This window comes from Kitasatospora sp. NPDC051853 (genome assembly GCF_044452665.1).
Classification (GTDB): Bacteria; Actinomycetota; Actinomycetes; order Streptomycetales; family Streptomycetaceae; genus Kitasatospora.
Genome location: NZ_JBITBY010000006.1, coordinates 293771 through 307500 on the forward strand (window position 1 = coordinate 293771; position 13730 = coordinate 307500).

11 protein-coding genes are annotated in these 13730 nt (G+C 75.3%); 4 read left to right on the top strand and 7 right to left on the bottom strand.

Going from position 1 to position 13730, the window contains the following annotated elements; all coding sequences use genetic code 11:
• Positions 1 to 64 precede the first annotated feature (64 nt).
• Together ACIA8O_RS19455 and ACIA8O_RS19460 are read right to left on the bottom strand one after the other, a co-directional pair.
• Positions 65 to 484 carry a molybdopterin-binding protein gene (locus tag ACIA8O_RS19455; RefSeq protein ID WP_396295128.1) on the bottom strand — a complete coding sequence of 140 codons (420 nt, stop codon included), beginning with the start codon at positions 482 to 484 and terminating at the stop codon, positions 65 to 67.
• A gap of 139 nt (positions 485 to 623) precedes the next feature.
• A complete protein-coding gene (locus ACIA8O_RS19460; protein WP_396295129.1) occupies positions 624 to 1712 on the bottom strand; it encodes a WD40/YVTN/BNR-like repeat-containing protein in 1089 nt (362 codons plus the stop codon).
• 165 nt (positions 1713 to 1877) lie between these two features.
• On the opposite strand from ACIA8O_RS19460, the gene ACIA8O_RS19465 reads away from it, so the two are divergent.
• Positions 1878 to 2639 (top strand): pirin family protein, encoded by a 762-nt coding sequence (locus ACIA8O_RS19465; protein ID WP_396295131.1) that lies wholly within the window; start codon positions 1878 to 1880, stop codon positions 2637 to 2639.
• Between the two features lie 52 nt (positions 2640 to 2691).
• On the opposite strand, the gene ACIA8O_RS19470 is transcribed toward ACIA8O_RS19465, so the two are convergent.
• Positions 2692 to 4362: a flavin monoamine oxidase family protein gene (locus ACIA8O_RS19470; protein ID WP_396295133.1), complete on the bottom strand. Its 1671-nt coding sequence runs from the start codon at positions 4360 to 4362 to the stop codon at positions 2692 to 2694.
• A 136-nt stretch (positions 4363 to 4498) separates the two neighbouring features.
• Entirely contained in the window at positions 4499 to 5938 is a 1440-nt protein-coding gene (locus ACIA8O_RS19475; RefSeq protein ID WP_396295134.1) for a dihydrolipoyl dehydrogenase family protein, read from the bottom strand.
• A 416-nt stretch (positions 5939 to 6354) separates the two neighbouring features.
• On the opposite strand from ACIA8O_RS19475, the gene ACIA8O_RS19480 reads away from it, so the two are divergent.
• The 3 genes from ACIA8O_RS19480 to ACIA8O_RS19490 all read left to right on the top strand — a co-directional run bounded on the left by ACIA8O_RS19480 (position 6355) and on the right by ACIA8O_RS19490 (position 11101).
• Positions 6355 to 7470 carry a M48 family metallopeptidase gene (locus ACIA8O_RS19480; RefSeq protein WP_396295135.1) on the top strand — a complete coding sequence of 372 codons (1116 nt, stop codon included), beginning with the start codon at positions 6355 to 6357 and terminating at the stop codon, positions 7468 to 7470.
• A 137-nt stretch (positions 7471 to 7607) separates the two neighbouring features.
• Positions 7608 to 9362: an ABC transporter transmembrane domain-containing protein gene (locus ACIA8O_RS19485; RefSeq protein ID WP_396295136.1), complete on the top strand. Its 1755-nt coding sequence runs from the start codon at positions 7608 to 7610 to the stop codon at positions 9360 to 9362.
• On the top strand, positions 9359 to 11101 hold the full coding sequence (locus ACIA8O_RS19490) for an ABC transporter ATP-binding protein (RefSeq protein WP_396295137.1): 1743 nt from the start codon (positions 9359 to 9361) through the stop codon (positions 11099 to 11101). Before ACIA8O_RS19485 ends, ACIA8O_RS19490 begins: the two co-directional genes overlap by 4 nt.
• A 68-nt stretch (positions 11102 to 11169) precedes the next feature.
• On the opposite strand, the gene ACIA8O_RS19495 is transcribed toward ACIA8O_RS19490, so the two are convergent.
• From ACIA8O_RS19495 to ACIA8O_RS19505, 3 genes are read right to left on the bottom strand one after another with little or no spacing between them, the layout of a single operon-like run.
• A complete protein-coding gene (locus ACIA8O_RS19495) occupies positions 11170 to 12243 on the bottom strand; it encodes an ABC transporter permease subunit (RefSeq protein ID WP_396295138.1) in 1074 nt (357 codons plus the stop codon).
• Positions 12240 to 13166 (bottom strand): ABC transporter ATP-binding protein, encoded by a 927-nt coding sequence (locus ACIA8O_RS19500; RefSeq protein ID WP_396295139.1) that lies wholly within the window; start codon positions 13164 to 13166, stop codon positions 12240 to 12242. Before ACIA8O_RS19500 ends, ACIA8O_RS19495 begins: the two co-directional genes overlap by 4 nt.
• 37 nt (positions 13167 to 13203) lie before the next feature.
• Entirely contained in the window at positions 13204 to 13599 is a 396-nt protein-coding gene (locus ACIA8O_RS19505) for a GntR family transcriptional regulator (RefSeq protein WP_396295140.1), read from the bottom strand.
• Between the last annotated feature and the right edge of the window lie 131 nt (positions 13600 to 13730).

The following is a 13730-nucleotide window of genomic DNA, read 5'->3' on the forward strand; positions in this document are numbered from 1 at the left end:
CCGCCGACGCGGTGTCGCGTCGACGGGCCCCTGCGGTGAGCCGGTGAGCCGGTGAGCCGGTGGATCAGGCGGTGGCGAGGGAGATCTCGGTCGACTTGATCAGGGCGACCACGGTGGAGCCCGCCGCCAGGCCGAGCTCGGCCACGGCGTCGGCGGTGATCGCGGCGGTCAGCTCGCCGCCCTCGACGGAGACCTTGACGCCGGCCATCGCGGGGCCGGTGGTGACCTCGGTGACGGTGCCGGCCAGCTGGTTGCGGATGCTCAGGCCGGCCACCGGGGCGGTGGCGAGGGCGACCTCGGTGGACTTCACCAGGGCGCGGACGGCGGTGCCGTCGGTGAGGCCGAGCTCCTTGACGGCGTCCGCGGTGATCGCGGCGGTGAGGTCCTGGCCGCCCGCGAGGCGGACCTTGACGGTGGCCATCACGGCGCCGGTGGTGACCTCGGCGACGGTGCCGGAGAGCTGGTTGCGGATGCTGAGCGACATGGGATGCCTTGCTTCTCGACGGGGATGCGGAGCGGGTCCGCCCTGGTCGTGCCGCGATCAGTCTAGGTGGAGATCGTCGCAGCTCAGGGATGGTGCGCAGGTGCCAGCCTGATGGTCCGTCAGGCTGGCACCTGCGAGCTCAGGGGAGGGTGACGGCGCGGACGCAGAGGACGTCCGGGAGGTGGGAGGCGAGCAGGCTCCAGCTCTCGCCCTCGTCGGCGGAGCCGTGGACCTCGCCGTTGCGGTTGCCGAAGTAGACGCCGGCCGGGGAGGCGTCGTCGGTGCAGAGCGCGTCGCGCAGGACCACGCCGTAGTGGTCCTCGTCGGGCAGGCCGGCGGCCAGCGGGTGCCAGGTGGTGCCCGCGTCGGTGGTGCGGAAGACGCGGCAGCGGCGGTCCACCGGGAGGCGGGCGTAGTCGGCGTCGAGCGGGAAGAGGTAGGCGGTGCCGCCGTGGTGGGGGTGGGCGGCCAGGCCGAAGCCGAAGGTGGCGGGGAGGCCGGTGCCGATGTCCTGCCAGTGGCCGCCCGCGTCGTCGCTGCGGTAGACCCCGCCGTGGTTCTGCAGGTAGAGGCGGTCCGGGTCGGCCGGGTCGGCGGCGACCTTGTGCACGCACTGGCCGAACTCGGGGTACTCGTCCGGCAGGAAGGGGGCCCGGATGCCGGTGTTGGAGGGCCGCCAGTTCCTGCCGCCGTCGGTGGTGCGGTAGACGCCGCCGGTGGAGACCGCGACGGTGACCGCGTCCGGGTCCCGACGGTCCGTCAGGACGGTGTGCAGGCCCTGGCCGCCGAAGCCGGCCGCCCACTCGGCGCGCTGCGGGTGCGACCAGAGGTTCTCGTCCAGGGCGAAGCTCTCGCCGCCGTCGGTGGAGCGGAACAGCGCGGCCGGCTGGGTGCCCGCGTAGACCACGCCGGGGGCCTCCTCGCCCGCCGGGTGGAGCTGCCAGACCCGCTCCAAGGAGGTGCCGGTGTGCTCGGGGAAGCGGACGGCCGGGGTGCCGGGCTCCTGCCAGGTGGCGCCGAGGTCGTCGGACCACCAGACGGACGGGCCCCAGTGGCTGCTGTCGGCGCCGACCAGGATGCGCGGGCGCTCGGGGCGGCGGTCGACGGCGACCGAGTAGATCGCGTTCATGGCGAAGTGCGGGCCGGTGAAGTCCCATGTGCGGCGGTCGCGGCTGCGGCCCAGGAAGAGGCCCTTCTGCGTTCCGACGGCCAGCAGTGACTCGGTCATGGCGTACCACCTGAGGGGGTGAGGTCGTTGGCGGCGCCAGTCTGCTCCCGGGGGAGGGCGGCCGCACGCCAGCGCGCCGGGGGCCAGGGCCGGGAATCGTGCCGGGAATCAGGGAGAACGGTCGATGGTTTATGATTCAACAAGAACGCGAGAGGAGCAGTACCGATGGCCACCATGACCGACGTCCGCCGCGCGGCCGACCGCTTCCACACCAAGGCGGGCTGGCTCGACTCCCACCACTCCTTCTCCTTCTCCCGGCACTGGGACCCGGCCAACACCCACTTCGGTCTGCTGCTGGTCTCCAACGACGACGTGGTGGCCCCCGGCACCGGCTTCGACACCCACCCGCACCGGGACATGGAGATCGTCACCTGGGTGCTGGAGGGCGGCCTGGTGCACCAGGACTCCGAGGGGCACAACGGCGTCATCTACCCGGGCCTGGCCCAGCGGATGAGCGCGGGCGCCGGGATCCTGCACAGCGAGAAGAACGACTCCTGGACGATCACCGGGCAGCCCGAGCACCAGGACCCGGTCCGCTTCATCCAGATGTGGGTCATCCCGGACGCCGCCGGGATCGCCCCCGGGTACGAGCAACTGGACATCAACGACCAGCTGGCGCGGGGTGGTTGGACCACCCTGGCGTCCGGGATGGGCAAGCACGCCAATCAGCGGGCGATCGGCATCCGGCAGAAGCACGCCGCGCTGCACGTGGCCCGGCTGCGCCCGGAGGAGACGGTGGGCACGGTGACCGCGCCGTTCGTCCACCTCTTCGTGGCCAAGGGCGAGGTGGCGCTGGAGGGCACCGGCCTGCTGCACGAGGGCGACGCGGCCCGGATCAGCGCGGCCGAGGGGCAGCGGATCACCGCCGGGGCGGCGGGCGCCGAGGTGCTGATGTGGGAGATGGACGCGGCGGTCAACGTCTCCTGACAGGACGTGCCGCCAGGAAGGCCTCTCCTGACGGGGCGTCCGGCCGGGGCGGTCAGAGCCCGCCGGTGGTGAGGGCCCGGGAGTCCGGCACGCGGTGTGCCGGCACCCGGGCCTCCCGGCGTCCGCCCGCGATCTGCTCGAAGGCCCACTCGGCCGACATCAGCGCGCCCTCCTGCCAGCCCGGCAGGGCGGAGACCTGGTCCCCGATCACCAGGAAGGCGTTCTCGCCCTGCGGGTACATCAGGGTGGTGTAGAGGTGCTTGTGCTCCGGGTCGGCCGGGCGCCAGTCGGCCCAGGCGCCGAGCTGGTGCGGGATCTTGTGCCAGGCGACGGAGAGCGCCAGCTCGCCGGGCACCACGGTGGGCGAGGCGAACTCGTCGTGCAGCCGGGCGGCGGCGGAGCGGGCGGTGGAGATCCGCTCGTCGTGGGGGCGGTCGCCGAAGGCCTCGGCCGCCCCGTAGGAGTTGTAGGCGCCGGTCAGGGTGCCCTTCCCGGTGGCGGAGAAGTAGTCGTTGGACGGGTACCAGATCTGGCGGATCTCGTGGTCGACCCAGCTGATGCCGCCGTAGATCTGGTAGCGCTCGGACTCCCAGAACCGCCGGTTGGCCTGCCAGCCGACCTTGCAGGCGGGGGCGAACGGGGTGTCCCGGACGGCGGTGCGGAAGTCCTCGGTCACGCCGGTCAGGGCGACCTGCCGGTGGAGCACCGGCAGCGGGACGTTGCTCAGGCAGTGGTCGAAGCGCTGCTGCCGCTCGGTGCCGCCCTCGGACCAGCCGACCACGACCCCCTCGCCGTCCAGCTGGACGCTGCGCACGGGGCAGTCGAGCTTCAGCACGCCGGCCGGCAGCGCGGCGGCCGCCGCCCGCCAGATCGAGTCCATGCCGCCGACCGGCTGGAAGGAGGTGGTGTGCCAGTGCAACTCGCTGTCCTGGTAGAAGCCGTGCTCCCAGAAGCCGCTGTCGAGCAGGTCGGCCAGGGCGAGCGGGTCGACGGGCTCCTCCTGCTGGGGCACCGCGGGCCGGGCGGCCAGGCCGGAGCGGGTGGAGCCGTGGTAGCGGCGGTCGTCCGGGTCGAGGGCGCCGAAGGACACCAACAGCTCGGCGAAGCGCTCGCGCTGAGCGGGCGTCAGCCCGTCGGAGGCCTGGCTGCCCAGCTCCAGCGCCCGGTGCAGGTGCTCGGCGACGTGGCCGCGGGTGTCGTTGGCGATCCGGCGGTTGGGTTTGGGGGTGCCCTGCCAGGCGGCGTCGCTCCGGAAGAGGTTGGCCGTGCTGGTGTGGACGTACGGCTCCAGCGGGACCCGGAGGGTGCGGCAGAACTCCAGCACCCGCTGGTGGTGGTAGGGGATCCGGCCGGCGCCGAGGTTGAGGTACAGGCCCTGGTCGAACCGGCAGGTCAGGGAGCGGGTGGAGCCGTCGGCCCAGACCTCGGTGATCCGGTCCCCGGGGCGGGCGGTGAGGGTGCGCCCGCCCACCCGGCCCTGGGCCTCCAGCACCGTCACCCGGTACCCGGCGCTGCCGAACCGGAGGGCGGCGGCCAGCCCGGCCGGGCCCGCGCCGAGCACCGCCACGGTCCTCCCCTCGCCCGCCCGGGACGCGGGCGGGCGAGGGGGAGTGGCGGCGGTGGCGGGGGCGGCTCCGGTCATCACCTGCGTCAGGGTGGCGGCGACCGCCCCGGCCAGGCCCAGGAAGGCGCGGCGGTCGGGGGCGTGGTCCGGCTGGTCCATGGGTGCTCCTCGGGAACTGACGGCTCGGCGGGAGTCGTACGGCTCTTGGGTAGCACACGAAGGACTTCACGGACGTCTGTGCACGGAGGATTTCCCTCCGGGGGGTGAAGGGTCGTCACATACGCTGGTGGGACTGTCAGTCCACGCCGTCGCGGAGCGTCTCCAGCAGCCGCAGCCAGACCTCGCTGACCGTCGGGTACGCCGGCACCGCGTGCCAGAGCCGGGCCACCGGCACCTCGCCGACCACCGCGACGGTGGCCGAGTGCAGCAGCTCCGCCACCCCGGGGCCGACGAAGGTCGCGCCGACCAGCACGCCGCGGTCCAGGTCCACCACCATCCGGGCCCTCCCCCGGTAGTCGTCCACGTAGAGCGAGGCGCCCGCGACGTGGCCCAGTTCGTAGTCGACCGCGCGCACCCGCAGGCCGGCCCGCTCCGCCTCGGCCAGCGAGAGGCCGACCGCCGCCGCCTCCGGCTCGGTGAAGACCACCTGCGGCGCCCCGGCGGTGTCCGCGCTGGCCGCGTGCGCGCCCCAGCGCGCGGTGTCCAGCGGCTCGCCGGCCGCCCGCGCGGCGATCGCCGCGCCCGTGATCCGGGCCTGGTACTTGCCCTGGTGGGTCAGCAGCGCCCGGTGGTTGACGTCCCCGGCCGCGTACAGCCAGCCGCCCGGGACGCCCTCGACCAGGCAGGAGTCGTCCACCGGCAGCCAGCGGCCCGGCTCCAGGCCGACGCTGGCCAGCCCGATGTCGTCGGTCCGCGGCACCCGGCCGGTGGCGTACAGCACCTCGTCCGCCGCCACCGAGGAGCCGTCGGCCAAGGTCAGCGTCACCTCCCCGCCCTGCCGGGCCAGGCGCACCACCTCGGCACCGAGCCGGACGTCCACCCCGGCGGCCCGCAGGCCGTCCGCCACCAGCTCCCCGGCGAACGGCTCCATCCGCTCCAGCAGCTTCCCGCCGCGCACCAGCAGGGTGACCCGCGAGCCGAGCGCCCGCCAGGCGGTGGCCATCTCCACCGCCACCACCCCGCCGCCGACCACCGTCAGCCGGCCCGGCACCTTGGCCGAGCTGGTCGCGTCCCGGCTGGTCCACGGGTGGGCCTCGGCCAGCCCCGGCACCGGCGGCAGCGCGGCCCGCGAGCCGGTGCAGACCGCCACCGCGTGACGGGCCGTCAGCACCCGCACGCCCTCCGGCGTCTCCACCTCCACCCGCCGCTCCCCGGCCAGCCGGCCGTGGCCCCGCACCAGGTCGATCCCGGTGTCGCGGAGCCAGGTCACCTGGCTGTCGTCGTGCCAGTGCCAGGTGAACTCGTCCCGCCGGGCCAGCACCGCCGCCGCGTCCAGCTCCCCGGTCACCGCCTCCCGCGCCCCCGGCAGCGCCCGGGCGTGGGCCAGCGCATGGGCCGGGCGCAGCAGCGCCTTGCTCGGCATGCAGGCCCAGTACGAGCACTCGCCGCCGATCAGCTGACTCTCCACCAGCACCGTGCTGAGCCCCGCCGCCCTCGTCCGGTCGGCCAGGTTCTCCCCGGTCGGACCACCCCCGAGGACCACCACGTCGTACTGCTCCGCCTCGCCGCTCACCACTGCCCCGCTCCCTCCGCCGACCCTCCGTACGGGCCCATCCTGCGCGGGCCCGGGCGGCCGGGCCAGTGCCGACCCCGGTGTGTCGCGGCTGACGGGCCGTCGGACCGCGGGCGTCCGCGCCGGTGCCCGTGGGACGGGAGTCCACCGGCGGGCCGGGTGGGACGGCCCACGGATGGCCGGAAACGGGCGGGTCCGTTCGCGGCGGGGCCTGGGATCATCCCGACCCATGCCGAGAGCCACCGCCTGCCCCTCGTGCACGACCCCCCCTGCCCGACGACGACCGGTACCCGCTCTGGTGCCCCGCGTGCGAGTGGAACCTCGCACCGGCCGCACCGGCCGCACCGGAGCCCGCCGCCCCGCCGCAGGGCCGCCGTGCCGTCCGGCGGCGGGCCCGGGAGGAGCGCCGGGCGCGGGAGGTGCGGCGGCGGGCGGAGCAGCTCCACGAGGCGCTGGAGCGCGGCGAGGAGCCGGGGCCCGACCGCAGCGGCCTGGCCGCCGCGGCACTGGCGGGGGTGGTGCACCTGGTGACCGCCGCCGTGGTCCTGGGATCGGTCGCGCTGCTGGTGGCGGGCCCCTGGCCGCTGCGGGTGCTGGGCGGCTGCGGCCTGCTCCTCGGCTACGCGCTGCGGCCCCGGTTCGGCCGCCTCCGGCCGGACCCCGCCGACCTCGCCCGCGCCGAGGCGCCGGAGCTGTACGCGCTGGCGGACCGGGTGGCCGCCGCGGTCGGCGCCGAGCCGGTGCACCTGATCCGCGTCACCGGGGAGTTCGGCGCTTCCTTCGAACGGATCGGCCTGCGCCGCCGCGCCGTGCTGCGGATCGGGCTGCCCTACTGGGCGGTGCTGACCGGGCCGGAGCGGGTCGCCCTGCTCGGGCACGAGCTCGGACACGACGTCAACGGGGATCCCCGGCGCGGCCGCTGGCTGCGGTCGGCCGAGTCGACCCTGCGGGAGTGGCGCCTAGTGGCGCACCGGGTCGAGCCGGAGCGCGACTTCGTGGGGTTCACCATCCGGATCGTCAGGTCCGTGGCGCTGGTGCCGCGGCGCCTGCTGGGGCTCGGGCCGGAGCGGCTGCTCGCCCTGCTGGAGCGGCTCGGCGCCCGCTCGGGGCAGCGGGCCGAGTACCTGGCGGACCGGTTTTCGGCCACCGTCGCCCCGCCCGCCGCCGTCCGGGGCATGCTCGCGGGCCTGCTGCTCGCCCCGAGCGCCGAGGCGGCCGCGACCCGGATCCGGGCGCGGCCCGGAGAGGATGGACGGCCCGGGCGGGACCGGGCGGTGGCGGAGTACTGGGCGGAGCTGAGCGGGCTGGCCGCCGGCCTCCCCCCGCACGAGCTGGAACGGCGGCTGCGGCTGTCGGCCCGGGAGTTCGGTGCGGCGGACCCCGCCCACCCGCCGACCCACCTTCGGATCCGGCTGCTGACGGCCCGTCCGGTGGATCCGGCGCCGGTGGCCTTCCGCCGGATCGAGCAGGAGAAGGTGGAGGCGGAGCTGGCCGGGGCACGGGCCCGGGTGGGGGCGGAGCTGCTGGGACACTGAGCGCCGGGCCGCGGCCCGGCGGCATGGCCGCAGGTCAGACGTTGTGCTTTCGGTACGAAATTCGAAGGCCCGGCGGCCGGGTGGCTGGCTAGGGTGCCGTGGTGACGGTCGAGAGAACTGGTCCGGGGGAACCGGACGTGCGAAGTGCCGGGCGGTACCTGTGGTGGCTGGCGGCCAGTCAGCCGGGGCGGGTCGCGCTCGGCGCGGTGCTGAGCGCGGTGTGGCTGGGCGCGCTGACGATGATGCCCTACATCCTCTCCCGGGCGGTGGACGACGGCCTCAAGGCCGGGAGCTACCCGGCGCTGGCCGGGTGGGCGGTGGCCTTCCTGGTGGTCGGCGCGGTGAACGCGGTGATCGGGGCGTACCGCCACCGCACCATGACCAAGGTCCGGATGAACGCCACCTTCCGCACCACCCGCGTGGTGGTCCGTCAGGCCGTCCGGCTCGGTGGCGAGCTGCCCCGGCAGACCGCCACCGGCGAGGTGGTGACCATCGGCGTCTCCGACGTGCAGCGGATGAGCCAGACCCTCACCTTCAGCGGACCGGGCTTCGGCGCCGTGGTGGCCTACCTGCTGGTCGCGGGCCAACTGCTGCGGATCTCGCCGGTGCTCGCCGTGCTGGTGCTGCTCGGCGTCCCCGCGCTGGCCGGGCTGATCGGTCCGATGCTCGCCCGGGTCCAGCGGGCCGAGGCCGGGTACCGGGAGCAGCAGGGCGAGGTGGCGGCCCGGTTCGAGGACCTGAGCGACGGCCTGCGGGTGCTCAACGGGCTCGGCGGCAAGGAGGAGTTCGCCGCCCGGTACGCCCGGGAGTCGCGCAAGCTGATGGCCGACGGCTTCAAGGTCGGCCGGGTGGCCAGCTGGATCGAGGCGCTCGGCAGCGGACTGCCGCTGCTCTTCCTCGGTGCGGTGACCTGGGTCTCCGCCCGGATGGCGGCCCAGGGCTCCATCACGATCGGCGAGTTGGTCGCCGTCTACGGCTACACGGCGGCCCTCACGGTGCCGGTCTACTTCCTGATCGAGGGCGGCCGCGACCTCACCCGCGGCCTGGTCGCGGCCGGGCGGACGGTCGGCTTCCTCCGGCTGGAGCCCCGCCCGGCCGGCCCGGCCGCCGCGGCCACCCCGGCCCCCGCCGGGCCCGCCCCGCTCCGGGACGAGCTCTCCGGCGTCGAACTCGCCCCCGGCGGGCTCACGGTGCTCGCCGCCCGGCGGCCCGCCGAGGCACTGGAGGTGGCGGACCGGCTGGCGCTGTTCGCCGACCCCGGTGCGGAGGGCGGCCGGTGGGACGGCCGCCCGCTGGAGGAGTACGCGCTGCGCGAGGTGCGCGGCCGGATCGTGCTGGCGGAGAACGAGGCGGCGCTGTTCGCCGGGCCGCTGCGCGAGGTGCTCGGCGGACGGCGGGAGCCGGCCGACCAGGAGCTGCTCGCCGCCCTGGAGGCGGCCTCGGCGCTGGACGTGCTGCGCGGGCTGCCCGGCGGCCTGGCCGCCCCGATCCGGGCGGAGGGCCGCAACCTCTCCGGCGGCCAGCGTCAACGGCTGCGCCTGGCACGGGCGTTGCTCGCCGATCCGGAGGTGCTGATCGCGGTCGAGCCCAGCTCCGCCGTGGACACCCACACCGAGGCGGCGATGGCGGCCGGACTGCGGGCCTTCCGGGCCGGGCGGACCACCCTGGTGGTCTCCACCTCGCCGCTGCTGCTCGACCTCGCCGACACCGTGCTGTACCTGGCCGACGGCCGGGTCGCCGCCGCCGGTACCCACCGCGAACTGCTGCGCCGGGCCCCGGAGTACCGGGCCCTGGTCTCCCGCGACGAGGAGGAGCCGCCCACCGGCCCCCGCGTCCCGCTGCCGACGGCCCGCACGTCCTCGCCCGCCGCCGCCGAGGAGGCCGCCCGATGAGCACCGAACGAGCCCTTCCCGTCGCCACGCCCCGGGAGACCCGCCGGGCCGCCGCCGCGCTGCTGCGCCAGGACGGCCGGGCGCTCGGCGGCGTGACCGTGCTGAACGGCCTGGCCGCCCTGGTCGGCCTGGCCGGGCCCTGGCTGCTCGGCCGGATCGTCGACGCGGTGGTGAAGGGCCACGGCACCGCCGCCGTGGACCGGCTGGCACTCGCCGTGGTGGTCTGCGGCGTGGTGCAGCTCCTGCTGACCCGTCAGGCGGTGCACCAGGGCTACCGGGTGGCCGAGCGGGCCGCCGCCCGGCTGCGCGAGCGCCTGGTCGACCGGGTGCTGGCGCTGCCGCCGACCGTGGTGGAGCGGGTCGGCACCGGCGATCTGACGACCCGTGGCACCACCGACGTGGCCACCGTCGGCACCACCCTCAAGGACAGCGTCCCGGAGATGGCGGTGGGGATCTTCCAGGGGCTGTTCATCCTGGTCGCGATCTTCCTGGTCGACCCGCTGCTCGGGGCGTGCAGCGTGCTCGCCCTCTCCGGCCTGTGGTTCGTCGCCCGCTGGTACCTGGCCCGGGCCCGGGACGCCTACCTGGCCGAGGGCGCCGCCAACTCGGAGGTCGCCGAGGTGCTCGGCACCACCGCCGCCGGGGCCCGGACGGTCGAGGCGCTCGGCCTCCAAGAGCGCCGCACCGCCGCGATGGAGACCGCGATCGAGGTCTCCCGGACGGCCCGGCTGCGCACCCTGCTGCTGCGCAGCTTCCTCTTCCCGCTGGTCGACACCTCCTACGTGGCGCCGGTGACGGTGGTGCTGCTGGTCGGCGGCGCACTGCACGCCAACGGTTCGGTGGCGCTCAGCGCGGTGGTGACCTGCACGCTCTACCTGCGGCGGCTGGTCGACCCGCTGGACACCGTGATGCTCCGGCTGGAGCAGCTGCAGAGCAGCGCCGCCTCCTTCGCCCGGGTCGAGGGGGTCGGCGCGGTGCCGGCCGAGGACGCGGGGGCGGCCGGCACGGCCCGCCCGGCCGACCAGCGGATCGAGGTGAGCGGGGTCCGCTACGCCTACGAGGGCGGCCAGGACGTGCTGCACGGCGTCGACCTGACGGTCCGTCCGGGGGAGCGGCTGGCGGTGGTCGGCCCGTCCGGCTCCGGCAAGACCACGCTGAGCCGGCTGCTGGCCGGGATGGACCGGCCGAGCGGCGGCTCGGTGCTGGTCGGCGGCGTGCCGGTGGCCGACCTGGACCCGGAGCTGCTGCGCCGGGAGGTGGTGCTGGTCACCCAGGAGCACCACGTCTTCCTCGGCACCCTCCGGGACAACCTGCGGATCGCCGCACCCACCGCCGACGACCGCGAGCTGACCGAGGCGCTGGCGTCGGTCGGCTGGGCGCACGACCTGCCGGACGGCCTGGACACCGAGCTCGGCCCCACCGGCCACCGGCTGGACGGGGCCCGGGCCCAGCAGCTGGCGCTGGCCCGGGTGGTGCTGGCCGACCCGCACACGGTGATCCTGGACGAGGCCACCGCCCTGCTCGACCCGACGGCGGCCCGGGCCACCGAGCGGGCGCTGGCGGCGGTGCTCAAGGGCCGCACCGTGATCGCGGTGGCGCACCGGCTGCACACCGCGCACGACGCCGACCGGGTGGCCGTGATGGCCGACGGGCGGCTGACCGAGCTGGGCAGCCACGAGGAACTGGTCGCCCGGGACGGCGCGTACGCGGCGCTCTGGCGCTCCTGGCAGCAGAAGTAGGGACATGAACGGCGGAGGCCGGGCCCCTGTTCCGGGGACCCGGCCTCCTGACGTTCCGTCGGACGCGCTCAGCGCACCCGGCGCACCCAGAGGAAGCAGAAGCCGACCAGCGCCGCGGCGGCCACCAGGCAGAGCCCGGTCTGGGTCCAGAGCATCGGCCAGGCGTGCGACGGCGGGTGGTGCAGCACGTAGGCCTGGTCGACCGAGGCGGCGTAGGTCTCGCAGCCGGGGGACTGACAGAGCAGGCTGCCGTCCGGCAGGGCGAACGGCGGCCAGTTGTCGTGGGCCGGGACGCGGACGCCCGCCGTGGTGCGGTAGCCGGTCTCCAGCAGCTCGGAGTCCAGCGGTGTGATCACGGGGAAGTGGCCGTTGACCAGGTGGGCGATGTCCGCGTCGTGCGGCATGAGGGAGACCTTGACCGGGGCCGTCGCCTCCACGGCCGGGGTGAAGAGGTCGCGCAGGTTGTCGACGGCCAGCCGCAGGCCCACCGTGAGCACGGCGGTGACCGCCATCGAGGCCACCACCCGGCGCACCACCAGGCCGACGGCCGCGCCGATCGCCAGGCCCAGCAGGCAGAAGCCGACCACGGAGGGGCCGGAGGTGGTCCGGCTCATCCAGGTGAACCAGTGGTAGTAGCCGGGCACCCCGAGCCGCCCCTCGACCACCCGCGCGAACCAGGTGGCGACGCCCGCCAGCAGCAGCGAGCCGAGCAGGGTGAGCGCGAACGGCGCGGCCAGCCGCCCGGCCAGCCAGCGGGACCGCGAGACGGACTGGGTCCAGGCCAGCCGGTGGGTGCCGGACTCGAACTCCCGGGCCAGCAGCGGTGCCCCGACGAACAGGCCGAGCAGGCCCGGGAGCGCGAACAGCGTCCAGCCGGTGGCCACCACGCCCCGCGGCCACCACATCGACAGCTCGGTGGCCCGGGCGTTCACGGCCGTGCACTCGGGCGGGAAGTAGACGTCGTTGCAGCCCTGCAGGCCGTTGGCGGTGACCCAGGAGTCGATCCGCCAGCCGAAGTACAGCACCCAGGCGCAGACCGCGAGCAGCACGCCGCCGGCGGCCAGCAGGGTGGTCCGCTCCTGACGCAGGCTCAGCCAGGCCGTGCCGCGCAGCGAGGGGCGGGGAAGGACGGCGGTGCTCAACGGACCGTCACCTCCTCGCGGACGGTCGGTGCGGCGGTGCCGGGGGCGCGCAGGTGGGCGAGCAGGAGTTCCTCCAGGGTGGGTTCGCCCAGGTCCCAGTCCGGGGCGACCGGGCCGGTGGGGCGGATCATCGCGGTGGCCTGACGGCCCGTCCGGCGCAGCTCGACCAGGTGGTGGGCGGCCAGCGCGGGCGGGATGCCCTCGCCCTCGTGGGCGCCGACCACCTTGCGGTGGGCGGCGAGCAGCTCGTCCACCTCACCGGCCAGCCGGACGCTGCCGTCGCGCAGCAGCAGCACGTGGTCGCAGACGCCCTCCAGCTCGGCCAGCACGTGGGAGGAGATCAGCACGGTGGTGCCGTGCTCCACAGCCTGGGCCAGCAGCAGGCCGGTGAGCTCGTGCCGGGCCACCGGGTCGACGTCGGCCAGCGGTTCGTCCAGCAGCAGCAGTTCGGGCCGCTTGCCGAGGGCCAGGGCGAGGGCGACCCGGGTGCGCTGGCCACCGGAGAGCGAGCCGGCCCGGGCGGTGGGTGCCAAGCCGCCCTGCTCCAGGACGAGTTCGGCGACCTTCTGGTCCCAGGAGGGGTTCAGCTCGCGGCCCATCCGGAGGGTGTCGGCGACGGACAGCCGGGGGTAGAGCGGCTTGTCCTGGGCCAGCAGGGCGATCCGGCGGCGGCCCTCCGCCGTGCCGGGCGCGTGGCCGAAGACCTCGACGGTGCCGGTGGTGGGGGTGAGCAGCCCGGCGGCCAGTGCCATCAGGGTGGACTTGCCGGCGCCGTTCGGGCCGACCAGGGCGGTGATCCGGCCGGCCGGCAGGCTGAGCTCGCAGTCGCGCAGGGCCCAGCCGCGGCGGTACTTCAGCCCGAGGCCGGTGGCCCTCAAGGCCGGTATGTGCTGCGGGAGTTGCGCTTCGGTGGGATGGTTCACCCGGGCTCCTCGGCCGTGCTGGTGCGTGCGCTGGTGGTCAGTGGGGCGGTGCAGCCGGGAAGCCGGCGTCCAGTGCGGTGGTGACGACGGCCTCGACGTCCTCCCGGTCCAGCCCGGCCTCCCGGGCCCGGCGCACCCAGTCGGCCAGCTCCTCGTGCAGGGCGGAGGCGGCGACCGTCTCGGGCTTGGCCAGCGAACGCCGGACGAAGGTGCCGACTCCCCGCCGGCTGTCCACCAGGCCCTCCCGCTCCAGCTCGCGGTAGGCCTTGAGCACGGTGTTGGGATTGATCGCGGTGGCCTCCACCACCTCGCGGGCGGTGGGGAGTTGATCGCCGGGGCGGAGCACGCCCAGCCGCAGGGCGCGCTTGGTCTGCTCCACGATCTGCAGATACGGGGAGAGACCGCTGTGCCGGTCGATGAGGTACTCGACCACGTCCTGACCTTCATTCCACTAGTTATCTAGGGAAATCCTGCCCAGTCGCGGGGGTGGACGTCAAGTGCCGCCCTTGACAGGCCCGGACGTGCCGTGATCACCATTCCACTAGTTAACTAGTGGAATGGTGA